Origin of the sequence: Acidovorax sp. Root217 (genome assembly GCF_001428645.1) — a bacterium.
Taxonomy (GTDB): Bacteria; Pseudomonadota; Gammaproteobacteria; order Burkholderiales; family Burkholderiaceae_C; genus Acidovorax.
On sequence record NZ_LMIH01000023.1, the window covers coordinates 349,063 to 370,770 of the forward strand.

General features: G+C 68.7%; 21 protein-coding genes. 1 reads left to right on the forward strand and 20 read right to left on the reverse strand.

Translation table 11 applies throughout. The features are described 5' to 3' along the window. Positions 1–24: 24 nt before the first annotated feature. The 16 genes from ASE31_RS21505 to ASE31_RS21580 all read right to left on the reverse strand — a co-directional run bounded on the left by ASE31_RS21505 (position 25) and on the right by ASE31_RS21580 (position 17,400). Positions 25–234 (reverse strand): hypothetical protein, encoded by a 210-nt coding sequence (locus tag ASE31_RS21505; RefSeq protein WP_057203812.1) that lies wholly within the window; start codon positions 232–234, stop codon positions 25–27. A 136-nt stretch (positions 235–370) separates the two neighbouring features. After that, the gene (hutG, locus tag ASE31_RS21510) at positions 371–1,189 is read right to left on the reverse strand and encodes an N-formylglutamate deformylase (RefSeq protein WP_057203813.1); all 819 of its coding nucleotides are present in this window, start codon (positions 1,187–1,189) and stop codon (positions 371–373) included. Between the two features lie 34 nt (positions 1,190–1,223). Beyond that, positions 1,224–2,609 (reverse strand): formimidoylglutamate deiminase, encoded by a 1,386-nt coding sequence (locus tag ASE31_RS21515; protein ID WP_057203814.1) that lies wholly within the window; start codon positions 2,607–2,609, stop codon positions 1,224–1,226. Beyond that, on the reverse strand, positions 2,606–3,739 hold the full coding sequence (locus ASE31_RS21520) for a histidinol-phosphate transaminase (RefSeq protein WP_057203815.1): 1,134 nt from the start codon (positions 3,737–3,739) through the stop codon (positions 2,606–2,608). The genes ASE31_RS21515 and ASE31_RS21520 overlap by 4 nt, the downstream gene beginning before the upstream one ends. Further along, positions 3,736–5,127 carry an FAD-binding oxidoreductase gene (locus tag ASE31_RS21525; protein WP_057203816.1) on the reverse strand — a complete coding sequence of 464 codons (1,392 nt, stop codon included), beginning with the start codon at positions 5,125–5,127 and terminating at the stop codon, positions 3,736–3,738. The genes ASE31_RS21520 and ASE31_RS21525 overlap by 4 nt, the downstream gene beginning before the upstream one ends. A gap of 4 nt (positions 5,128–5,131) precedes the next feature. Continuing rightward, positions 5,132–6,394, reverse strand: a complete 1,263-nt coding sequence (gene hutI / locus ASE31_RS21530; RefSeq protein WP_057203817.1) for an imidazolonepropionase — start codon at positions 6,392–6,394, stop codon at positions 5,132–5,134. A 9-nt stretch (positions 6,395–6,403) separates the two neighbouring features. Beyond that, complete coding sequence (locus ASE31_RS21535; RefSeq protein ID WP_057203818.1) at positions 6,404–6,979, reverse strand: HutD family protein; 576 nt, start codon at positions 6,977–6,979, stop codon at positions 6,404–6,406. 87 nt (positions 6,980–7,066) lie between these two features. Further along, positions 7,067–7,801: an IclR family transcriptional regulator gene (locus tag ASE31_RS21540; protein ID WP_369819478.1), complete on the reverse strand. Its 735-nt coding sequence runs from the start codon at positions 7,799–7,801 to the stop codon at positions 7,067–7,069. 56 nt (positions 7,802–7,857) lie between these two features. After that, complete coding sequence (hutU, locus tag ASE31_RS21545) at positions 7,858–9,579, reverse strand: urocanate hydratase (RefSeq protein ID WP_057203820.1); 1,722 nt, start codon at positions 9,577–9,579, stop codon at positions 7,858–7,860. A gap of 51 nt (positions 9,580–9,630) precedes the next feature. Next, positions 9,631–11,214 carry a histidine ammonia-lyase gene (gene hutH / locus ASE31_RS21550; protein ID WP_057203821.1) on the reverse strand — a complete coding sequence of 528 codons (1,584 nt, stop codon included), beginning with the start codon at positions 11,212–11,214 and terminating at the stop codon, positions 9,631–9,633. Between the two features lie 74 nt (positions 11,215–11,288). After that, the gene (gene hutC / locus ASE31_RS21555; RefSeq protein WP_057203822.1) at positions 11,289–12,083 is read right to left on the reverse strand and encodes a histidine utilization repressor; all 795 of its coding nucleotides are present in this window, start codon (positions 12,081–12,083) and stop codon (positions 11,289–11,291) included. Between the two features lie 23 nt (positions 12,084–12,106). Then, the gene (locus ASE31_RS21560; RefSeq protein WP_057203823.1) at positions 12,107–12,889 is read right to left on the reverse strand and encodes an ABC transporter ATP-binding protein; all 783 of its coding nucleotides are present in this window, start codon (positions 12,887–12,889) and stop codon (positions 12,107–12,109) included. Further along, the gene (locus ASE31_RS21565; protein ID WP_057203824.1) at positions 12,886–13,722 is read right to left on the reverse strand and encodes an ABC transporter permease; all 837 of its coding nucleotides are present in this window, start codon (positions 13,720–13,722) and stop codon (positions 12,886–12,888) included. The genes ASE31_RS21560 and ASE31_RS21565 overlap by 4 nt, the downstream gene beginning before the upstream one ends. 22 nt (positions 13,723–13,744) lie before the next feature. Next, the gene (locus ASE31_RS21570; protein WP_057203825.1) at positions 13,745–14,710 is read right to left on the reverse strand and encodes an ABC transporter substrate-binding protein; all 966 of its coding nucleotides are present in this window, start codon (positions 14,708–14,710) and stop codon (positions 13,745–13,747) included. A gap of 299 nt (positions 14,711–15,009) precedes the next feature. Beyond that, positions 15,010–16,158: an acyl-CoA dehydrogenase family protein gene (locus ASE31_RS21575; RefSeq protein ID WP_057203826.1), complete on the reverse strand. Its 1,149-nt coding sequence runs from the start codon at positions 16,156–16,158 to the stop codon at positions 15,010–15,012. A gap of 18 nt (positions 16,159–16,176) precedes the next feature. Continuing rightward, entirely contained in the window at positions 16,177–17,400 is a 1,224-nt protein-coding gene (locus ASE31_RS21580) for a CaiB/BaiF CoA-transferase family protein (RefSeq protein WP_057203872.1), read from the reverse strand. A gap of 93 nt (positions 17,401–17,493) precedes the next feature. Between ASE31_RS21580 and ASE31_RS21585 the strand changes: the two genes are divergently transcribed. Further along, a complete protein-coding gene (locus ASE31_RS21585; protein ID WP_057203827.1) occupies positions 17,494–18,426 on the forward strand; it encodes a LysR substrate-binding domain-containing protein in 933 nt (310 codons plus the stop codon). 8 nt (positions 18,427–18,434) lie between these two features. Here ASE31_RS21585 and ASE31_RS21590 read toward each other — a convergent pair whose 3' ends face one another. Genes ASE31_RS21590 through ASE31_RS21605 form a run of 4 tightly spaced genes read right to left on the reverse strand, consistent with a single transcriptional unit; the run spans position 18,435 to position 21,430 of the window. Beyond that, positions 18,435–19,934, reverse strand: a complete 1,500-nt coding sequence (locus ASE31_RS21590) for a HAMP domain-containing sensor histidine kinase (protein WP_057203828.1) — start codon at positions 19,932–19,934, stop codon at positions 18,435–18,437. Continuing rightward, positions 19,931–20,623 carry a response regulator transcription factor gene (locus tag ASE31_RS21595; protein WP_057203829.1) on the reverse strand — a complete coding sequence of 231 codons (693 nt, stop codon included), beginning with the start codon at positions 20,621–20,623 and terminating at the stop codon, positions 19,931–19,933. The genes ASE31_RS21590 and ASE31_RS21595 overlap by 4 nt, the downstream gene beginning before the upstream one ends. Positions 20,624–20,634: 11 nt before the next feature. Then, positions 20,635–20,934 carry a hypothetical protein gene (locus tag ASE31_RS21600; RefSeq protein WP_057203830.1) on the reverse strand — a complete coding sequence of 100 codons (300 nt, stop codon included), beginning with the start codon at positions 20,932–20,934 and terminating at the stop codon, positions 20,635–20,637. Positions 20,935–20,953: 19 nt separating this feature from the next. Then, positions 20,954–21,430 (reverse strand): Spy/CpxP family protein refolding chaperone, encoded by a 477-nt coding sequence (locus ASE31_RS21605; protein WP_057203831.1) that lies wholly within the window; start codon positions 21,428–21,430, stop codon positions 20,954–20,956. Positions 21,431–21,708: the final 278 nt, after the last annotated feature.

Here is a 21,708-nt window from a genome sequence, read left to right on the forward strand (position 1 = left end):
GCAAAGCAATCCGGGCAGTGCTTTTCAGATCCTGTCTGGAACGCGCGCGAGATGGAAGGCCGTGGGCGCCAGCCGAAGTGCATCGGGATGCACAGGCGATTCGTGCCCCACAAGGTAGACCATCATGGCGTCGCGGCGCACCACGATGTGGCTCACCGTCTCGCGGCTCAACCCCAGGTGCACGAAGGCGCCGGGCTTGAACAAGGGCATGTAGTAATAGGCCGCTGGGTCCACGAGGGTGCGGCTCCTTCCGCAATGGTGGCCAAGGGGCGCACCTGCGGCCCTGCGAGGACCGCTCGGCCCATACTAGCACCGATAGCACCGATAGCCCCGGCCCAACGGCCGCAGCGACGGTAAAGCCTGTGCGGCCTCAGCCTTTGGCCCGCGCCTGGGCAAAGGCCAGAGCGGCTTCGAGCATACGTTTCAGGTGCGGCTGCACGCCGGCCGCCACCTCGGGCAGGTAGTCGAAAGGCAGGGCTTCCTGCATGTAGCTGCACTGCGTCATCTCCAGCTGCACCGCATGCACGTTCTGCGCGGGCTGGCCGTAGTGGCGCGTGATGTGTCCGCCCTTGAAGCGGCCGTTGAGCACGGCGGCGTAGCCGGGTGCGGCCTGCGCAATGGCCAGCAGCTCCTGCGCCAGCGCTGGGTCGCAGCTCTCGCCATTGGCCGTGCCCAGGTTCAGGTCGGGCAGCTTGCCTTCGAAGAAGCGCGGCAGCACCGAGCGGATCGAATGCGCATCCCACAGCACGGCCACGCCATGGGCAGCACGGATGCGATCGAGTTCGGCGCGCAGCTGCGCGTGGTACGGCGCCCAGATGGCATCGCGGCGCGCCGCCACCTCGGTGTCGTCGGGCACGTCGCCCCGGGTGTAGATGGGCGTGTCGTCGAAGGTGTCCACCGGGCACAGGCCGGTGACGCTCTGGCCCGGGTAGAGGCTGGCGCCATCGGGCGGGCGGTTCAGGTCCACCACGTAGCGCGAATGCGTGGCCACGAGGATGGATGCGCCCATGTCCTTGGCAAAATCGTACAGGCGCTCCAGGTGCCAGTCGGTGTCGGGCACCTGGCGGCATTCGTCGGTGAAGCGCGCGGCGATGGCCGGTGGCACATAGGTGCCCACATGCGGCATGGAAATCAGCAGCGGCGCGGTGCCCTGGTGGAAGGTGAAGGCGGGTTGGGTGGTGACGGTCATGGCGTGGGTTTCAAGGGACGCTTTTCAGAATTCTTCATTGTGGCGCGATGGTTGCCGCACGGGCCTTGGCAAAGGCAGCAGCCGCACTCTCATGCAAGGCATGGCGGCCGGCGGCAACCCGCTGCACGCCGCCCACCCACAACTGCTGCAGCGCACTCGTGCGGTGGCTGCCGAACACATGGGCCGAGAGCATGGATTCCACAGGCAGCCCGGCCAGCGCAATGTGCGCCGGGTCCAGCACCGCGAAATCGGCCTGCTGGCCCACGGCCAGGCCCGCCACAGGGCGGCCCGATGCCTGCGCCCCACCCTGCACGGACGCGAGCCACATGGCGGTGCCTACCTGGGGCTGCACCGCGCTTGCCAGCACATTGCGCTGGCGCAGCGACAGGCGCTGGCTGTACTCCAGCATCAGCAATTCCTCGGCCGCGTTCACGCAGGCATGGCTGTCCGAGCCCACGCCCCAGGCACCGCCATGGCCCAGCCACTGCGGCATGTCGAAGATGCCGTCGCCCAGGTTGGCCTCGGTGGTGGGGCAGATGCCGGCCACGGCACCGCTGCGCGCGGCATCGGCATACTCCTGCGGTGTCATGTGCGTGGCGTGCACCAAGCACCAGCGCGCGTCCACGGCCATGTGCTCCAGCAGCCACTGCACGGGGCGCTGGCCGCTCCAGGCCACGCAGTCGTCCACCTCCTGGGTCTGCTCGGCGATGTGGATGTGGATGGGGGCGTGGGCATCGATGGCGGTGAGGCCCTGCACGGCGGCAGCCAGGCTGTCGGGCGGCACGGCGCGCAGCGAGTGCGGTGCCAGGCCCAGGCCAGCACCCTGCGCCTTCGCCAGGGGCGCAAGGCGCTCCAGCAGAGCCAGCATGTTGTCGGTGCTGCGGATGAAGCGTGCCTGGTCCGCACGCGGTGGCCTGGCGCCAAAGCCGCTGGTCTGGTAGAGCACCGGCAGCAGCGTGATGCCGATGCCCGCATTGCGCGCCGCGCGCAGCAGCGCGAGCGACAGCGTGGCATCGTCGGCATAGGGCCGGCCGTCCTGGTCGTGGTGCACGTAGTGGAATTCGCAAACCGAGGTGTAACCGGCCTCCAGCATCTCTACGTAGAGCCAGGTGGCAATGGCCTCCAGCGACTCGGGCGTGATCTGCGCCGCAAAGCGGTACATCAGGTTGCGCCAGCTCCAGAAGCTGTCCTGGCTTTCTCCGCGGTACTCGGTGAGGCCCGCGAAGGCGCGCTGGAAGGCGTGCGAATGCAGGTTGGGCATGCCTGGCACCACAGGCCCCAGCGCACGCGGTGCGGCGCCGGCCGCACTGCCCGGTGTCACGGACTGCAGCCGGCCCGTGGCGTCCCACTGCAGCAGCACGTCGCGGGCCCAGCCGCCGGGCAGCAGTGCGTGTTCGACAAACAGCGTATTAGTGCTCATGCAGCCGCCCCCAAAATGTCTGCCAGCGCCTGCGCAAAGCGCTCGTTCTCGGCCTCGGTGCCCACCGAGACGCGGATGAATGTCTCGAAACCCGGCTCCTTCCAGGGCTTGACGATGAGGCCCCGGGCCAGCAGAGCCTCGTTCACCGGGCCATTGGGCCGGCCGATGTCCAGGAACAGGAAGTTGGTGGCCGAAGGCGCAATGCGAACGCCCGCCAAGGCCTGCAGGCGCCCCAGCAACACTCCGCGCAGGCGCACGGTCTCGGCCACGCTCTGGCGCATGAAGGCCTCGTCGCCCCAGGCGGCCAGTGCCGCAGCCTGGGCCGCATGGTTCACGTTGAACGGGGTGCGCACGCGGTCGAGCAATTGCACCAGGGCCGCGTCGCTGGCCAGGCCATAGCCCACGCGCAGACCCGCCAGGCCCCAGGCCTTGGAGAAGGTGCGCAGCAGGATCCACGGCGCAGCGCGGGTGCGCAGCAAGGCGAGTACATCGGGGTAGTCGGGCGCATGGCAGGCGTACTCGTAGTACGCCTCGTCCACCACGAGCAGGGTGTGCGCGGGCGTGGACGCCAGCAGGCGCTCGAATTCCTGCGCCGTGAACATGCAGCCCACGGGGTTGGAGGGGTTGGCCAGCATGGCGATCTTGGGGCCGCGCGCCAGCGCTTCGCACCAGGCATCCACGTCGAAGCCGAGTTCGGGCGTGAGCGCCAGCAGCTCGACCTGCGCACCCATCATGCGCGGGTATATCTCGTGCAGGCCGAAGGCCGGGCGTTGGGTGAGCACGTGATCACCCTGCGACAGAAAGGCCTGGCACAGCATCTGCAGAATGTCTTCGGAGCCATTGCCGACGACGATGCCCTCGGGCGCCACACCCCTGCGCGCCGCGATGGCGGCGCGCAGCGCCGTGCAGTTCGCATCGGGGTAGGTGCCCACGCGCGCCGCCAGGCCCACCAGCGCGCGCGCCACGGCGGGGCTGGCGCCAAAGGGGTTCTCGTTGCTGGCCAGGCGCGCGATCTCGGTCACGCCGTAGCGCTGGCGCACGGCATCGGACGACAGGCCGGCGTTGTAGGCGGGCAGCGGGGGCACCTCGGGGCGGGCCAAGGCCAGGGTGGCAGATGCAGCAGCGTTCATAGGTCGAATACCTTGCCGGGGTTCATGAGATGGAGGGGGTCCAGCGCCTGCTTGATGGCGCGCATGGCGGCCAGCTCCGCCGGGGTGCGGCTGGCGTGGAGGTAGGGCTTCTTGTGCAGGCCGATGCCATGCTCGGCCGAGACGCTGCCGCCAAAGGCCGCCACCTGGGCGTACACCAGTGCCTCGACCGCAGCCTCGTCACCGCCCACGGTGGAGGCGTCGGTGGACAGGTGCAGGTTGCCATCGCCGATATGGCCGAAGAACACCGTGAGGTGCCCGGGCCAGCGAGCAGACAGCGCGGTGCGGCATTCCTCGGCGAAACGGCCGATATCGGCCTGCGGCAGGCTCACGTCGAAGTTGATCGGGGGGTGCATGTGCGCGGGCAGCTCTGCCGTGGCCTCGCGGATCTTCCACAAGGCTTGCGCCTGGGACTGCGACTGGGCGATGGCGGCATCGATGGCCTCACCGGCCTCCATGGCCTCGCCCAACACTTCTTCCAGCGCGTCGCGCAGGCCGGCTTCGTCCTGGCCGCCGACGTCGATGAGCGCAGCAAACGGGTGCGGCGCCTCGAACGGCTCGCGCAGCGTCTGCCAGCGCAGCGAGGCCTCGACGAAATCGCGCCACATGAGCTCGAAGGCCGACAGCGCACCCGGAAAGCGCCCCTGCAGCCGGGCCAGCAGCGCCAGCGCCGCATCGAAATCAGACAAGGCCACCAGCGCGGTCGCCTTGGCGCGCGGCAGCGGCCGCAGGCGCAGCAGCGCGCGCGTGACCACGCCCAGCGTGCCCTCGGCGCCGATGAACCACTGCTTGAGGTCGTAGCCCGTGTTGTTCTTGAGCATGGGCCGCAGCATGGGCAGCAGCGTGCCGTCGGCCAGCACCACCTCCAGGCCCAGCACCTGCTCGCGCACCATGCCGTGCTGCAGCACGCCGTTGCCGCCAGCATTGGTGGACACGGCCCCGCCCACCTGGGCCGAACCGCGCGCACCGAAGTCCACGCCGAACTGCAGGCCCACGGCGAGCGCGGCCTCCTGCACCGCCTGCACGGTGGCGCCGGCCTGCACGGTGAGCGTGGCAGAGCGTGCATCCACCACCTCAATGGTGTTCATGCGGTCCAGCGACAGCGCCACGCCGCCCGCGCAGGGCACGGCGGCACCGGCCAGACCGGTGAGGCCGCCCTGGGGCACCACGGGCACGCGGTGGGCATGGCACAGGCGCAGCAGGGCCGAGACTTCCGCGGTGCTGCGCGGGCGCACCAGCGCCAGCGGTGGCACGGGGGCCGTGCCGCTCCAGTCGGTGTGGTGGCGCGGGGGCACGGCATCGCCCACCTGCACGCGGTCGGCGCCGAGCGCATCGACCAGCGCCACCAGGAACTCGCTGTGGGGGGCCATGGGATCAGGCCCCTTTCACGATACGCCCCTGGCGCACGATGGTGCGCGCGGGCTTGTGGCCGAACCAGTAGGCCAGCTCCGCTGCATCGGCAAACGGCCAGAGCACGAAGTTGGCCGGGCGGCCCGATGCGATGAGGCCGTGCGTGTCCTGCAGGCCCAGCGCGCGCGCGGCGTGCGTGGTGATGCCGGCCAGCGCCTCGGGCACCGTCAGGCGAAACAGCGTGCAGGCCATGTTGGCCATGAGCAGCAGGCTCAACGCGGGCGAGGTGCCGGGGTTGTGGTCGGTGGACACGGCCATGGGCACGCCGGCCTCGCGCAGCGCGGCGATGGGCGGCAGGTGCGTGTCGCGCAGGGTGTAGTACGCGCCGGGCAGCAGCACGGCCACGGTGCCCGCCTGCTTCATGGCATCGATCCCTGCCTGCGAGAGGTGCTCGATGTGGTCGCACGAGAGCGCACCGTAGCGCGCGGCCAGCGCGGCCCCGCCCATGTCCGAGAGCTGCTCGGCGTGCAGCTTGACCGGAATGCCCAGCGCGCGCGCGGCCTGAAAGACCTGCTCCGTCTCGGCCAGCGTGAAGGCGATGCGCTCGCAGAACACGTCCACCGCGTCCACCAGCCCCTCTGCCGCCAGTGCGGGGAGCATCTCGTTGCAGACCAGGTCGGTGTAGTCCTGGCTGCGGCCCGCGTACTCGGGCGGCAGCGCATGCGCGCCCAGGAAGGTGGTGCGCACGGCCACGCCCAGCGCCTCGCCCAGGCGGCGCGCCACGCGCAGCTGCTTGCGCTCGTGCTCCAGTGCCAGGCCGTAGCCCGACTTGATCTCGATGGCGCAGACACCCTCGTCCAGCAGCGCCTGCAGGCGCGGCAAGGCCAGGGCGAAAAGTTCATCCTCGCTGGCCTCGCGGGTGGCGCGCACCGACGAGACGATGCCGCCGCCGGCCCGGGCCACCTCTTCGTAGGTGGCGCCCGCCAGGCGCATGGCGAATTCGTTGGCACGCTGGCCGCCATAGACCAGGTGGGTATGGCAATCCACCAGGCCTGGTGTGGCCAGGGCGCCCCGCGCGTCAAAGCGCGGCAGGGCATTCCAGGCGGCGGGCCATGCGTCCTGCGGCCCCACCCATTGCACGGTTCCGCCCTGCACCACCACGCAGGTGGTGGCACCCTGGGGAACAGGCACATCGGCTATGCACAGGTCGGGGGCCGGGCGCATGCCGATCCAGATGCCATCGGCCGAAGGATGGCTTTGAGGGGTGGGGATGGTGGTGGGTGTCATGGGCAAAAGTCAGTCGGAGGGTTCCATATCCAGGTCGATCCAGGCCAATGCGGGATCGGCATCCAAAGGCTCCAGCGCATTTTCTGCGGTGCCATCGCTCCACCACAGCCCCTGGCCGGGCTCCAGCACCTCTTCACCGCAACGCCAGCGCCCGCGCAGCACCATGCACAGGCCGGCGCGCGTGCGCCCTGCCACACGCGCATGGCGGGTCACCTGCAAGCCGCCATGCCAGCGGCCCCGGCGCACCATGAGGTTGAAATCAGTCGACGGTCCGCCCAGCATGTCGCAGTCCACAGCGACGTCGCCCTTGAAGGCCAGCGGCTGCCAGGGCTGGTCGAGGTCATGGTCCAGCTGGCCGTCGTTCGAGCGCAGGTGCACCCCGTCGCCGTCGAGCAGCATGATCTGCCGGTCCACCCCCGGAAAGGCCGAGAACGGGCCCGCTGCGGCAATCGTGGCCACGCTCACGCGCCACTCGAAGCCATCCATGCCCGCGCCCTGCGGCCAGCAGGCCAGCTCGCGGGTGCTGCCGCCACCGTTCTTCCAGGGCACGCTGGGGGTACAGGCCAGGTCGAAGAACTGGACCATGTTCAGGCCTCCTGCCCAGGGATGGGGAACAGCAAGGCTACGGGGAGTGAGGCGGTCATCGGAAAAATCACTTGTCGTCGTTGTCAGTCAATGCAGAACCAGTTGGCGCGAGATGCGCGCGGCGGCCACCACGGCCATACGGATCAGGGCTTCTTCCTGGCCGCTGGCACGCACGATGGGTGCCATCAGCGTGATGGCACCCACAGACTGGCGCGAGGCGCCGAACAGGGGCACGCTGCAGCCCCAGACGCCGGGGTCCACCTCGCCGGCGGTCATGGCAAAGCCCGCCTTGCGGATGGCATCGCTCTCGCGCTGCGCGGCATCGCGCTCGGGCGTGCCTGCGCCCCATTGGCTGTCGAGCACGGCAGCGCGCACCGCCTCGGGCAGGTGGGCCAATACGCACTTGGCCGAGGCCCCTGCGCGCAAGGGCACGCTGCGCCCCTTCTCGAAAGAGCAGCGCAGCGAATGCTGGCTCTCCACCATGTCCAGGCAGATGGCCTGGTCGTTCACGGCGACGATCAGGCCCACGCTTTCCTGCGACTGCTGGGCCAGGTCCACCATGTCGGGCCGGGCCTGGCGCACCAGGTGCGAGGCCAGATCGAAGCCCAGCGCCAGCTGCAGGCTCAGCGGGCCGGGGGCATAGCAGCCATCGCTTTCGAGCACGAAGCCCCAGCGCTTGAGCCGCGCGAGCTGGCGGTACAGCGTGCTGCGCGCCAGGCCCGTGCGCTCCATGAGCTCGGCTGCAGGCATGGACTTGCCCTGCTGGGCCAGCACGGCCAGCACCTGCAGCACCCGGTCGGCCGTGGGCACGGCGGGAAGCATTGGCGCGTCCTTGGGCATGTCTCAGGGCCTTGGTGCGGATGCTGTATGGCCTGCGCTCAGCGCACCATGGGCAATTTGAGGCCCTGCTTCTTGGCAGTGGCCACGGCCAGGTCGTAGCCGGCATCGGCGTGGCGCATCACGCCGCTGCCGCTGTCGTTGACCAGCACGCGCGCCAGGCGCTCGGCCGCAGCATCGGTGCCGTCGGCGACGATCACCATGCCCGAATGCTGCGAGTAGCCCATGCCCACGCCACCGCCGTGGTGCAGGCTGACCCAGGTGGCACCGCCCGCAGTGTTGAGCAGCGCGTTGAGCAGCGGCCAGTCGCTCACGGCGTCGGTGCCGTCCTTCATGCTTTCGGTCTCGCGGTTGGGGCTGGCGACCGAGCCGGTATCCAGGTGGTCGCGGCCGATCACGATGGGGGCCTTGAGCTCGCCGTTCTTCACCATCTCGTTGAACGCCAGGCCGGCGATGTGGCGCTCGCCCAGGCCCAGCCAGCAGATGCGCGCCGGCAGGCCCTGGAAGCTGATGCGCTCGCGCGCCATGTCCAGCCAGCGGTGGGTGTGGGTGTTGTTCGGGAACAGCTCCTTGATCTTGGCGTCGGTCTTGTAGATGTCTTCCGGGTCGCCCGAAAGCGCGACCCAGCGGAACGGACCCTTGCCTTCGCAGAACAGGGGTCGGATGTAGGCCGGCACAAAGCCCGGGAAGTCGAAGGCGTTCTTCACGCCCTGATCGAACGCCACCTGGCGGATGTTGTTGCCGTAGTCCACCGTGGGCACGCCCATGGACTGGAAGTCGAGCATGGCCTGCACGTGCACGGCGCAGCTCTGGGCGGCAGCGGCAGTGAGGGCCGCGTGGCGCGCAGGGTCCTTCATGGCGGCCTGCCACTCGGGCACGGTCCAGCCGCTGGGCAGGTAGCCGTTGACCAGGTCGTGGGCCGAGGTCTGATCGGTCACCAGGTCGGGCTTGATGCCGCCGGCCTGGGCGCGGCGCACCAGTTCGGGCAGCACGTCGGCGGCATTGCCCAGCAGCGCGATGGAGACGGCTTCCTTGCGCTCCGTGTGGTGCTGGATGAGGGCGATGGCGTCGTCGATGTCCTTGGCCTGCTTGTCCACGTAGCGGGTGCGCAGGCGAAAGTCGATGCTGCTTTGCTGGCACTCGATGTTGAGCGACACGGCACCGGCCAGCGTGGCGGCCAACGGCTGCGCGCCACCCATGCCGCCCAGGCCGGCCGTGAGGATCCACTTGCCTGCCAGGCTGTTGCCGTAGTGCTGGCGGCCGGCCTCGACAAAGGTCTCGAACGTGCCCTGCACGATGCCCTGGCTGCCGATGTAGATCCAGCTGCCGGCGGTCATCTGGCCGTACATGAACAGGCCCTTCTGGTCGAGTTCGCTGAAATGCTCCCAGGTGGCCCACTTGGGCACCAGGTTGGAGTTGGCCAGCAGCACGCGCGGCGCGTTGGCATGGGTCTTGAACACGCCCACGGGCTTGCCCGACTGCACGAGCAGGGTCTCGTCGTCGTTCAGGTCCTTGAGCGAGGCCAGGATCTGGTCGAAGCACTCCCAGTTGCGCGCCGCACGGCCGATGCCGCCGTAGACCACCAGGTCCTGCGGGCGCTCGGCCACCTCGGGGTCGAGGTTGTTCTGGATCATGCGGTAGGCCGCCTCGATGAGCCAGTTCTTGCAGGTGAGTTCGGTGCCGCGCGGCGCGCGGATCACGCGCGTGGGATCGTGGCGGGGGTCGGCGGAGGTGGCGGACAGGATGGCGTCGTTGGCGTTCATGGTGATCTCCTGGTCAACGTTGGTGCGAAGAAAACGGGTGAATGGACAAGCTCAGGCGTGGCTGGGCAGGCACTGGGTCAGGGGCGCAGGCCAGGCGGATTCGAGCGCCCACAGGCGCATGGCCTCGATGTCGGGTGCCATGTAGCGGTCCTGCTCCAGGAAGGCCACGCGCTGGCGGATGGCGGCCAGCTGCGCTTCGATGAGCGCGGAACTCTTGAGCCAGGGGGCTGCTGCGGCGCCCGGTGCCGGCACGCGCTCGAAGTCGATGCCCTGCGCGGCGGCCATGGCCTCGATTCCGACAATGACGGCGGTGTTGCGCACCATGTCACCGAGGCGGCGTGCACCGTAGGTGGCCATGGACACATGGTCCTCCTGGTTGGCCGAGGTGGGCAGGCTGGTGACGCTGCTCGGGTGGGCCAGGCACTGGTTCTCGGCCGCGAGCGCAGCGGCGGTGACCTGGGCGATCATGAAGCCCGAGTTCACGCCGCTGTCGCGGATCAAAAAGGCCGGCAGACCGGACAGGCCGGTGTCCAGCAGCAGCGCCATGCGGCGCTCGGAGATGGCGCCGATCTCCGACACGGCCAGCGCGATGATGTCGGCCGCGAAGGCCACCGGCTCGGCGTGGAAGTTGCCGCCCGAGATCACCTCGCCCGTGTCGGCGAACACCAGCGGGTTGTCAGATGCGGCATTGGCCTCGATGCGCAGCACGCGCGCGGCGTGCGTAAGGTTATCGAGGCACGCGCCCATCACCTGGGGCACGCAGCGGATGGAGTACGGGTCCTGCACCCGGCCGCAGTTGGGGTGCGAGGGGTCGATCTCGCTGCCTTCGAGCAGCCCGCGCACGGCGGCCGCCACGGCGATCTGCCCAGTCTGGCCACGCGCTTCGTGGATGCGCGCATCGAAGGGCTTGACCGAGCCCTTGATGGCTTCGAGCGACAGCGCGCCCGACACCAGGCCGCCGGCCAACACACTCTCGGCCCCGAACAGGCCGGCCAGCGCCAGCGCGGTGGAGACCTGCGTGCCGTTGAGCAGCGCCAGGCCTTCCTTGGGGCCGAGCACGAAGGGATCGAGGCCCACGGCGGCCATGGCTTCGCGGCCGGAAACCACCTGGCCATTGACCTTGGCCTGGCCTTCGCCGATGAGCACGCAGGCCATGTGGGCCAGCGGCGCGAGGTCGCCCGAAGCGCCGACCGAGCCCTTGGCCGGGATCACGGGCAGCACGTCGGCATTGGCCAGCGCCAGCAAGGCATCGACCAGTGCCGGGCGCACGCCCGAGTGGCCGCGCGCCAGGCTCACGGCCTTGGTGGCCAGCACCATGCGCACCACCGGATCGGGCAGCGACTCGCCCGTGCCCACGCTGTGCGAGAGCACCAGGTTGCGCTGCAACTCGGCCAGGCGGTCATGGGCGATCTTGGTGCTGGCAAGCTTGCCGAAGCCGGTGTTGATGCCGTAGACCACCTGGTCTTCGTCCACGATACGCTGCACGGTGGCCTCGGAGGCCTGCATGCCGGCCAGGGCCGCAGGGTCCAGGGACAGGCGCACGCCGCCGGCGCTCACGCGGCGCAGTTCGGCAAGGCTCACCTGTCCAGGGCGCAGCAGCAGGGTGCTTGGGGATACAGAGGTTGCAGTGGTCATTGGTTGATCCTGTATATACAAGTTGGCATGAGCGAAAAAAACGGGATGCCGCCGTCTGGCGACGCCCTGGCTATCTATTCAAAAACCGGGTTGCCGTCCGCCCGGAAGCGGCTCCCCAGCCGGTAGCGCGACGACGGGTGCAGGCAGCGCACCATGGTCACGGGCACACCCCGGCTCCAGGTGCGCCGCGTGAGCAGCAGGCAGGGCTGGGCCGGGTCCATTTCGAGCAGCAGGGCCTGGTCGGCTGTGGGCAGCACGGCGTCCACCACATGCTCGACCTGGTCGAAGGGCACGTTGCGCACCAGAAATTCAGAAGGCTGCAGCAGCGTGAAATCCTGCTGCGCGAACTGCGGCACGACGCGCGGGTTCACGTAGCGGTCTTCCAGCTGCACGGGCAGCCCGTCCTCCAGGTGCACGCACACGGCGTGGAACACCGACTCGCCGGTGCGCATGTCGAGCGCCGCCGCCACTTCCATCGTGGCCGAAACGCGTTCCACCGTCAGCACCTTGCAGCGGTAGTCGTGCCCGCGCTGGCGGATCTCGCTGGCCAGGTTGGCGATCTGCAGCAAGGTGGACTGGGGCTTGTCCTCGGCCACGAAGCTGCCCACGCCCGCCACACGCACGATGCGGCCCTGCTCGGCCAGCTCGCGCAGGGCGCGGTTCACCGTCATGCGCGACATGCCGAACTGGGTCACCAGGTCGTTCTCGGACGGCAGGCGGTCGCCGGCCTTCCAGGAGCCGTCCTGGATCTTGCGCGCGATGTGGTCCTTGATCTGCTGGTACAGGGCCAGCGCAGACACCTCGGGCTGCACCGCAGGTTGCGATGAAGCTTTGGGGCGCGGAGCGCGGGCGGTGGAGGCGACTGGCATGGCGAAGGGTCGGCCCTGGTGGCTCAATGGGCGTCCGCAGCCATGGATTCGGCGCGGATCTCTTCGGTCAGGCGCGCCTTGAGGTCCATGAACTCGGGCGAGGTCTTGATCGTGTAGTGGCGCGGGTGCGGCAGGTCCACGGCCAGCTCGGTCTTGATGCGGCCGGGCCGGGCACTGAACACCGCCACGCGGTTGGCCATGAAAATGGCTTCGTCGATGTCGTGGGTCACGAACATCACGGTCTTGCGCTCGGCCTCCCAGATGCCCAGCAGCAGCTCCTGCATGAGCACGCGGGTCTGGTTGTCCAGGGCTCCGAAGGGCTCGTCCATCAGCAGGATCTTGGGGTCGTTGGCCAGCGCGCGGGCAATCGCCGTGCGCTGCTGCATGCCGCCCGAAAGCTGCTTGGGGAAATGCTGCTCAAAACCGCGCAGGCCCACCTTGGCGATGAAGTAGTCGGCGCGCTCCTTTTGCTGCGCCTCGGGCATGCCGCGTTCGCGCAGGCCGAAGCGGATGTTCTGCTCGATGGTGAGCCAGGGGAACAGGGTGTAGCTCTGAAACACCATGCCGCGGTCGGCACCCGGCCCTTCGACGGGGCGCCCGCCCAGCAGCACACGGCCCGAGGTGGGGTGGTCCAGGCCCGCCACGATGCGCAGCATGGTCGATTTGCCGCAGCCCGAGGGGCCGAGGATGGTCACGAAGTCGTTTTCCTGCACGTCGAAATCGACGGGCAGCAAGGCCTGGGTCACCTGCCCCTTGGGGCTGACGAAGGTGCGCGAAACACCTTGGATGGACAGCAGCGGGCTCATCGCAGGGCGCTCCATGCAAACAGACGGCGGTTGACGAATTTGAAGAAGGAATCCGACACCAGCCCGATGAGGCCGATGACGATGATGCCGAAGATGATCTGGCCGGTGTTGAGCAGCGCCTGGCTGTCGGTGATCATGTGGCCGATGCCCGAGGACGAGCCGATCAGCTCGGCTACGATCACATAGGTCCAGGCCCAGCCCAGCACCAGGCGCAGGGTCTCGGCGATGTCGGGTGCGGCACCCGGGATGAGAACACGGCGCACGATGCCGGTGGGCGTGGAGCCCAGCGTGTAGGCCGCCTCCACCAGGTCCTTGCGGGCGTTGCCGACGATGACGGCCACCATCAGGATGATCTGGAACACCGAGCCGATGAAGATCACCAGCAGCTTCTGCATCTCGCCCAGGCCCGCCCACAGGATCAGCAGCGGAATGAAGGCCGAAGCCGGCAGGTAGCGGCAGAACGACACAAAGGGCTCGAGGAAGGCTTCCACCCCCTTGTGCGCGCCCATCGCGATGCCCAGGGGCACCGCCACGATGGCAGCCAGGATGAAGCCGCCGAGAACGCGCCACACGGTCATGCCGATGTCGTGCAGGAAGCCGAACTCGGTGAACAGCAGCCAGCCTTCCTTGGCCATGGTGACCGGGCTGGCCAGGAACGTGGGCGACACGAAGCCCCCCAGCGTGAACACCGACCAGACGGCGAAGAACAGAATGAAAAACGCCACTCCCAGGACCAGCCGCGTGCGGGTGCTCACAGGTTCTAGCGGGGCCAGGGCCCGGCGGCGAGGCCGCTCGGGCTCCAGCACAGGTGCAACACCCATCACGCGACTCATGGTTCGATCCTTTGGTGGTTGCTTACTTGATGAAGCTGTCGTCGAACATCGCAGGGAAGTTCTCGGGCGCCTTGCGGATCACGCCGGCTTCGAGCAGGATGGCGCCGGCATCCTTCATGAAGGACGTGAGCTCACCTGCGAAGAACTTCTGGTTCGCGGCCTTGTCCTGCCAGCGCAGGAAGGCCGAGGACTTGGCGAAGGCCTCGCCCGTCTGCTTGACGGCGGCGCCCATGATCTCGTTGGACTTGGTCGGGTCGGCCTTGATCATCTCCAGCGCATCGAAGTACGAATTGGCCAGCGCCTGTGCGGCCTTGGGGTTGGCCTTGAGCCACACGGGGTCGCAACCCACGGTATCCATCACCATCGGGTATTCGATGGTGGTGGCCAGGATCTTGCCGGCTGCGGGGTTGGCGCGCACGGTGGACAGGTAGGGCTCATAGGTCATCGCAGCGTCGTTCTGGCCCGACACGAAGGCTTGCGCAGCAGGCTGGGGCTCCAGCGAGACGATCTTCACGTCCTTGAGGCTCATGCCGTTCTTGGACAGCATCCAGGCCAGGCCGAAGTACGGGGCGGTGCCCGGTGCGCTCACGCCGATGGTCTTGCCCTTGAGGTCGGCAAAGCTTTTGACGTCGTTGCGCACGGCCAGGCCGTCGGCGCCGTAGGACTTGTCGAGCTGGAAGATCTGCACGATGGGCACACCGTTGGTGTTCCAGGCGACATGGGTCTCCACCGTGGTGGCCGCGCACTGGATGGCCTTGGAGGCCAGTGCCAGGTGGCGGTCCTTCTGAGGAATCATCTTCAGTTCCACGTCCAGGCCGTTCTTCTTGAAGATGCCGGCCTTGTCCGCCAGCGTCAGCGGGGCGAAGCCCGTCCAGCCCGACATGCCCAGAACCACCTTGGTCTCCTGGGCCTGGGCCGGTGCGGCCAGCCCTACCACACACGCAACCGCCGCTGCCAGCGACGCCATCTTCACAACCGTTCGGCTCATCATCAGCTCCTGTAGGGGAAAAAAGTACTTTTATGCATCCGGAGGAAAGCAGGCCTTGCTTCCTGGGTCCGATGATGGAGCTTCTATCGTACCTGTCTATACAGGGTAAACGCTAGGAAACCCGGCCCTCGGCCCCAAGAAACCGCCCCGCTTCCCGTCTCTTGGGACCGCCTTTCGGGCCATCCCATGGTCGGGCCCGCTCGGGGCGCTGGCCGGTGCTTTACCGGCACAGCGATTTAGCAAATTGCGGGCCAGTGCCAGGCGCCCCGGTTGCACCAGAAAGGTGCAACCACCCGCACTCAGCCCAGCAGCGTGCGTGCAATGATGTTGCGCTGCACTTCCGAGGAGCCCTCGTAGATGCGCAGGATGCGGGCATCGCGCACATAGCGCTCCAGCGGCATTTCGCGCGTGTAGCCATAGCCGCCGTGGATCTGCAGCGCCGCATCGGCCACGAACCCGACCATCTCCGAGGCATGCAGCTTGGCCATTGCCGACTGCAGCGTGAAGGGCTGGCCGGCCTGGCGCAGCGCCAGCGCCTGCAGGGTCAACGCCCAGGAGGCCTCCAGGCGCAGCTTCATGTCGGCCAGCATCCACTGCAGGCCCTGCTTGCTGGCAATGGGTTCGCCGCCCACCAGGCGGTCTTTCATCCAGCGCGTGGCGTCGGCCAGCGCTGCCTCGGCAATGCCCAGGGCCGTGGCCGCCACGTCCAGGCGGCTGTTGTCCAGCACCTTCATCGCCGTCTTGAAGCCCGACCCCTCGGCCCCCAGGCGGTGGCTGGCCGGCACGCGCACACCATCGAACGCGACCTCGAAGGCATGCGCGCCCTGGATGCCCATGAGTTTCTCGGGCGAGGAGATGCGGATGCCCGGGCTGTCCATCTCCACGATGAAGGCGCTGACACCGCGCGCACCGGCATCCAGGTCGGTCTTGGCGAAGACCACGAGGAACTGCGCCTCGCGCGCGTTGGAGATGAAGTGCTTGACGCCATCGATGCGGTAGCCGTCGCCCTCGCGCACGGCGCGGGTGCGCAGGTCCGCGGGGTGCGATCCGCCGCGCGGCTCCGTGAGCGCAAAGCCCGCCAGCCATTCGCCGCTGGCTGCGCGCGGCAGGAAACCCTGGTGCTGCTCGGGGCTGCCGCCGATGAGGACCGCATCGGTCCCCAGGTAGTGCGCGCCTATCATCGACGAGGTGGCCGCGCAGGCGCGCGAGATTTCCACCAGCGACAGCAGCATGGCCGTGGGCGTAACGCCCGCACCGCCCAGGTGCTCGGGCAGGTTCATGCCCATCACGCCCAGGGCGGCGAGTTGCGGCACGTGGCAGGTGACGGACAAGGCCTGCTCGTCGATTTCGCGCGCGCGCGGCGCCAGCACCTCGGCGGCGAAACGGGCAACGGCGTCGGCAATGCCCTGGTCATCGGGGGTCACACCCAGTCGGTTCATCGTGGTCATAAAAAGCTCCTTGCGGTGTCAATGGGAGGTGGCGGCAGCCTGCGCCGGGCCGAAGAGCCCGGCCTCGCGCAGCGCCGCGAGCCGCTCGCCGCTGCAGTGCAGCAGCGCGGCCATGAGTTCGTCGGTGTGCTCACCCAGCGCCGGTGCAGGCTCGGCGCGGTTGGGCGCGGCGCCACCGAACTTGACCGGCTGTGTGGGCACGCGCAGGCCGGGCAAACGCGGGTCGTGTACCTCGCGCAACAGGCCGCGCGCCCTGCCCTGTTCGGATTCGAGCGCCTGGGCCGTGGTCCACAGCGGACCGCCGGGCACGCCGGCCGCCTCCAGCGCGGCCACCACCTGGGCCACGGGCAACCGGCCGGCCCAGACCTCGATGGCCTGCGCCAGCACGGGTTCGTTGGCATGGCGCAGCTCGTCGCTGGCGAAGCGCGCGTCATCGGCGAAAGCAGGCTCACCGATGAGTTGCGCGAGCGATGCGAACAGCTTGTGGTTGAGCACGGCGAGCGCGAAATGCCCGTCCTGCGCGCGGTACACGCCGAAGGGCGCCGAGAACGCATGCCGGTTGCCGCTGCGCCGCGGGCTCTGCCCGGTGAACAGGTAGCGCCCCACGCCCGTGACGAGAAATGCCAGCGTGGCATCGAACATGGCCACATCCACATGCTGGCCTTCGCCCGTGCGGCGCTGCTGGAGCAAGGCGGCCAGCGTGGCCCAGGAGGCGAACAGGCCGGCGATCACATCGGACACGGCCTCGCCGACCATGGTGGGGGTGCCTTCTGGATCGCCCGTGGACTCCATCAGGCCGCTCATGGCCTGCACGATGATGTCGTAGGCCGGCAGGTGCGCCAGCGGCCCGGTCTGGCCGAAGCCGGAGATGCTCACGTACACGAGCTTCGGGTTCACGCGGCGCAGGGCCACCGGGCCCACGCCCAGGCGCTCGGCCACGCCGGGGCGGAAATTCTCGACCACCACGTCCACCGTGGCGGCCAGGGCCGCGATGGTCTGCGCGGCTTCGGGGTGCTTGAGGTCGAGTACCAGGCTCTTCTTGTTGCGATTGAGGGCCGTGAACAGGCTGCTCATGCCTTCGCGCATGGGGCCGATGTGGCGGTAGTCGTCTCCGGTGGGCGGCTCGACCTTGATGACCTCGGCCCCCAGGTCGGCCAGCAGGGCCGTGGACAGCGGGCCCGCGAGCACGCGGCTGAAGTCGAGGATGCGCACGCCATCCAGCGGGCGGGAGGGTCCGGTCATGGCAGGGATCTCCGTAAAAAACAAGGAGCCCCATGGTTGCCCATTTCTGCATCAAAATAAAATATTCAATCTTGATGCAATGGATCAACTATCTTGATCAATATCAGCCTGCGCCAGTTGGAGTATTTCGTGGCCGCGGCCCAGCACGGCGGTGCGGCGCGGGCCGCGCATGCGCTCTGCGTATCGCAGCCCTCCATCTCCAAGGCGATTGCCGACCTGGAGGCGCTGTGGAACGAAGCCCTGTTCGTGCGCCGCCACGCGCGCGGCCTGGACCTGACGGCGGCAGGCCGTCTGCGCCAGCGCGAGGCACAGGTGCTGCTGGAGAAGGCCCGCGCCCTCGAAGGGCCGCGGCGTGAGGAAGAGGCAGGGCTGCTGCGCGTGGGCTGCCTGTCCACGCTGGCACCCCGCTATCTGCCGGAAATCCTGGTGCGCATGCGCGCGAAGCACCCGCAGGTGGAGATCGAGATGCATGAGGCCGACACCGAAACCCTGGTGCAGATGCTCGAGCGCGGCGCCCTGGACACCGCCCTGCTCTACGACCTGGGCTTGGCGCGCGCCGTGCGGCTGGAAGCAGTGACCTCCTTCGCGCCCTATGCGCTGCTGCCGGCCGGCCATGCGCTCGCCACCCGCAGCAGCCTTCAGTTGTCCACGCTGGCGCAGGAGCCCTTCATCCTGATCAACCTGCCGCACAGCCGCGAGTATTTTCTCTCGCTGTTCCGGCAGGCGGGCGTCACGCCGCGCATCGCGCATCAGACGCCCTCGATCGAGATGGTGCGCTCGCTGGTGGCCAACGGCCTGGGGGTGTCCGTACTCACCACGCGGCCGGTACGCGATTGGAGCTATGACGGCAAGCGCCTGGCCTGCCGCCGGCTGCGCGGGCCGCTGGCGGCGCAGTCCGTGGTGCTGGCCACCCCGGAACAGCAGGTCCACGGGAACCCGCGCTCGGCGCTGTTCGCGCGCATGGCCAAGGCGGCCTTCGCGCAGCAACGCGACGCGATGACCACTCCCGCGCCAGGCCAGCGGTAACGGCGGCCTCAGCCCTTGGTGGGCGTCACCTGCGCGGGCTCGCCTGGCAGCGTGATACGCACCGACAGGCCCGGCGAGGCATTGCGCAGCTCGAACTGCCCGCCATGGGCCTGCGCCACCAGACGGCACAGGTACAGCCCCAGCCCCACACCACCGGTGGCGCGCTGGCGCGCGACGTCGGGCCGGTAGAAGGCCTGGGCCATGCGCGCCAGGTGCTCGGGTGGCACGCCAGGGCCGTGGTCGCGCACCTCCAGCTCCACGCCTGTGGGGGTGCTGCGCAGGTGCAGCTCGGGCGGCGATGCCGTGGGCTCGCAGTGGCGCAGGCTGTTGTCCAGCAGGTTGCGCAGCACCAGGCGCAGGCGCCCGCGGTCCAGCGCCAGCACGGGCAAGGCGGGGTCGGCAATGACCACGATGTCGTTGGCGCAATCGTGGCGCACCTCCAACTCGGCGATCACCTCGCGCGCCAGCTCGGGCAGGTTGGTGGGCTCGCGGTGCAGGGCCGCATGCCGGCCCGCCAGGCGCTCGCTCTCCAGCAGGTCGGAGATCAGGTGGGCCATCTCGCCCAGGTCGCGCATCAGCGCCTCGCGCTGGGGCCCCACGTCGGGGCCCTCGGGCAGCAGCTCGGTGTTCAGGCGCGCACGGGTCAGCGGGCTGCGCAGCTCGTGGCTCATGGCCAGCAGCAGGGCGCGCTTGGCCTCCAGCATCTGGTGGATGTCCTCGCCCATGGTGTTGATGGTGACGGCCAGTTGGCCCAGCTCATCGGGGCGGTGGGCATGGCGCACCGGGATGGGTTCGCCAAAGTCGCCCTCGCCAAAGCGCCGGGCGCCGCGGCGGATGTCGTCGAGCGGGCGCAGCAGGTGGCGCACGTAGACATACGACAGGCCCGTGAGCAGCAGCAGCACCGACAGCGTGACCCAGGCCACGCGCGGCTTTTGCTCCCACGTCATCGCATTGAGGCCGAACTCGATGGAATGGCCATCGGCCGTGGTGCGCTGCAGCAGGCGATGGCCATCATCGCTGTCGCCCAGCCAGTGCCGTTCGGCCCGGTCCTTGTCCTTGTCACGGCCCAGGCGGTCGCGCATCCAGTCGGGGCGCGGAATATCGGGGTGCGATACCCAGTTGACCACCGGCCCCTGGATGCGCAGGTGGATGGGCAGGCGCTGCACGATGGCCTGCGCACGCTCCACGCTGGGCGGGGTGCCGATCTCGCCGGCAAGGCGGTCCACATAGTCCATCAGCAGCGGCCGCGCCGCCTCGCGCCAGCCGACCGACAAGGCCTTCTGCACGCCCCCCACGAAGGTGATGGTGGTCATGCAGGCCAGCACCAGGAACAGCAGCACCAGGCGGATGCGCAGCGAGTGCCCGACGGCATCGCGCGCGCGCCGGTGCCACGGGCAGGGCTGGCCATCCTCGCCATGGCGATGGTGGTGGCGCCACCAGCCGCGCCGCTCAGTTTGCGGCGCCCCCCCGGGGAGCTGTGCCGCTGCGCTGCGGCCCCAGCGCCTCATGGTGCTGCCTTTCGCAGCGCCAGCGAGTAGCCGGCATTGCGCAGCGTCTTGATGCAGTCCAGCGGCTCGAGCTTCTTGCGCAGGCGGCTGACCACGATGTCCACCGCACGGGTGTAGAGCTCGGCCTCGTGGCCACGCAACTGGTTCAGGATGTCGTCGCGGCTGAACACCCGGCCCGGCTCGCGTGCCAGCAGGTGCAGGAGGTCGAACTCGGTACCGGTCAGCTCCACCTGCTCGCCCTGGCGCAGCACGCTGCGGCGGGCGGCATCGATGTGCAGGCCTTCGAATTCCAGCGGCCCATGGGCCTGCCCGTTGCCCGGCCCATCGCTGCGCCGCCGGCGCAGCACCGTCTGCAAGCGCGCGACCAATTCGCGCGGTTCAAACGGCTTGGGCAGGTAATCGTCGGCCCCCAGCTCCAGCCCCACCACCCGGTCCATCACATCGCCGCGCGCGGTGAGCATGACGATAGGCAGATCACCCTGCTTGCGGATGGTGCGGCACAGCTCGAAGCCATCCATCTCAGGGAGCATCACGTCCAGGATGGCGGCATCAAAGCCGCCCGCCGCGAGCTGCGCCAGCCCCTCGCTGGGCCTGAGCGCATGCGTGAGCTCCAGCTCGAAGCGCTGGAAATAGATCGCCAGCGGGGGGCCAAGCTGTGCGTCGTCATCAATGAGCAGGATCCGGTGCATGGGGCCGATTCTTACATTGACAGCGATTCGCCCAGGGCACGGTGCCGAACGATCAATTGGCGCAGGCGGTGCTTGGCGCCCGTGTGCAGGGCGTCGAAGCGGTCGGCCGCGTCCAGCAGCGCAGGCAGCGTCAGGGCGGCATGCTCGGGTTGCCGGGCCACCAGGCCCATGGCGTGCTCGCGGTCGAAGCGCGGCCCCCAGACCAGCGACATCAGCTCGTCATGGGGGTCCGGCACGCCCGCCAGGAGGCGGGGGCCATGCATGCGCATACGCTGGGTGAGCGTGTGGATGGGTTCCAGCGTGGGTGACATGCGTGGCTCCTTCCTGCGCTCAGCCGCGGGACATCCAGCCGCCGCCACCATGGCGGCCGCGCTTGTCCATCATCTCGCGCACCTTCTGCTGCTGCTCGGGGTTCAGGCTGTCGTAGAAGTTGGCCATGGCGGTGATCACCTCGGGGCCGGCGGTCTGCACGGCACGGGTCTTCTCTTCCATCAGGGCCTGGGCGCGGGCACGGTCGAAAGTGGCGCCGGCGACGATGGCCTGCACCTCGGCGCGCGGGTCGGGCGTCTTGCCCTTGAACGCGGCGCGCTGGGCCTGCAGGGTGTCGGCCAGGGCGTTGAGCTTGAGCTTCTGCGCGTCATTGAGGTCCAGCTTGCTGCTCACGCGGTTGACGACCTTGCCACGGATTTCGGCGATCTTCTCGGGGCCCATCTCGCCATGGCGGTGGCCTGCGCAGGCGGTCAGCCCGCCCAGGACGATGGTGGCGCCGAACACGCCGGCCAGGGTTTTCTTGATCCAGGGTTTCATGGTGCAGTCCTTTCATGGACGGTGTTGAACATGGGTCCTATGGTGCGCCTGGGCGGTTTTTGGGGGGTCTCGGGGCAGTTTCGGTTTATTTCGGAATGTATCTACCGAAGGAAACATGGTGCACGGCTGGCTGTCCATGCTGGCTGCGTGCCTTGGTTCAGGGCGGAGGCCGGGTCTCGGCCCGGCGGCCGAGGCACTTGTTCTTTGCGTCGCCAAAGAGGGTGTAGAAGAAATAAATTATAATAGCGCCGCATTGACCAAGCAGGAGCAGCGCAATG

Coding starts and splice junctions, on each gene's coding strand:
- hutG (WP_057203813.1), bottom strand. CDS start 1,189: ATGACCGTCACCACCCAACCCGCCTTCACCTTCCACCAGGGCACCGCG.
- ASE31_RS21515 (WP_057203814.1), bottom strand. CDS start 2,609: ATGAGCACTAATACGCTGTTTGTCGAACACGCACTGCTGCCCGGCGGC.
- ASE31_RS21520 (WP_057203815.1), bottom strand. CDS start 3,739: ATGAACGCTGCTGCATCTGCCACCCTGGCCTTGGCCCGCCCCGAGGTG.
- ASE31_RS21525 (WP_057203816.1), bottom strand. CDS start 5,127: ATGGCCCCCCACAGCGAGTTCCTGGTGGCGCTGGTCGATGCGCTCGGC.
- hutI (WP_057203817.1), bottom strand. CDS start 6,394: ATGACACCCACCACCATCCCCACCCCTCAAAGCCATCCTTCGGCCGAT.
- ASE31_RS21535 (WP_057203818.1), bottom strand. CDS start 6,979: ATGGTCCAGTTCTTCGACCTGGCCTGTACCCCCAGCGTGCCCTGGAAG.
- ASE31_RS21540 (WP_369819478.1), bottom strand. CDS start 7,801: ATGCTTCCCGCCGTGCCCACGGCCGACCGGGTGCTGCAGGTGCTGGCC.
- hutU (WP_057203820.1), bottom strand. CDS start 9,579: ATGAACGCCAACGACGCCATCCTGTCCGCCACCTCCGCCGACCCCCGC.
- hutH (WP_057203821.1), bottom strand. CDS start 11,214: ATGACCACTGCAACCTCTGTATCCCCAAGCACCCTGCTGCTGCGCCCT.
- hutC (WP_057203822.1), bottom strand. CDS start 12,083: ATGCCAGTCGCCTCCACCGCCCGCGCTCCGCGCCCCAAAGCTTCATCG.
- ASE31_RS21560 (WP_057203823.1), bottom strand. CDS start 12,889: ATGAGCCCGCTGCTGTCCATCCAAGGTGTTTCGCGCACCTTCGTCAGC.
- ASE31_RS21565 (WP_057203824.1), bottom strand. CDS start 13,722: ATGAGTCGCGTGATGGGTGTTGCACCTGTGCTGGAGCCCGAGCGGCCT.
- ASE31_RS21570 (WP_057203825.1), bottom strand. CDS start 14,710: ATGAGCCGAACGGTTGTGAAGATGGCGTCGCTGGCAGCGGCGGTTGCG.
- ASE31_RS21575 (WP_057203826.1), bottom strand. CDS start 16,158: ATGACCACGATGAACCGACTGGGTGTGACCCCCGATGACCAGGGCATT.
- ASE31_RS21580 (WP_057203872.1), bottom strand. CDS start 17,400: ATGACCGGACCCTCCCGCCCGCTGGATGGCGTGCGCATCCTCGACTTC.
- ASE31_RS21590 (WP_057203828.1), bottom strand. CDS start 19,934: ATGAGGCGCTGGGGCCGCAGCGCAGCGGCACAGCTCCCCGGGGGGGCG.
- ASE31_RS21595 (WP_057203829.1), bottom strand. CDS start 20,623: ATGCACCGGATCCTGCTCATTGATGACGACGCACAGCTTGGCCCCCCG.
- ASE31_RS21600 (WP_057203830.1), bottom strand. CDS start 20,934: ATGTCACCCACGCTGGAACCCATCCACACGCTCACCCAGCGTATGCGC.
- ASE31_RS21605 (WP_057203831.1), bottom strand. CDS start 21,430: ATGAAACCCTGGATCAAGAAAACCCTGGCCGGCGTGTTCGGCGCCACC.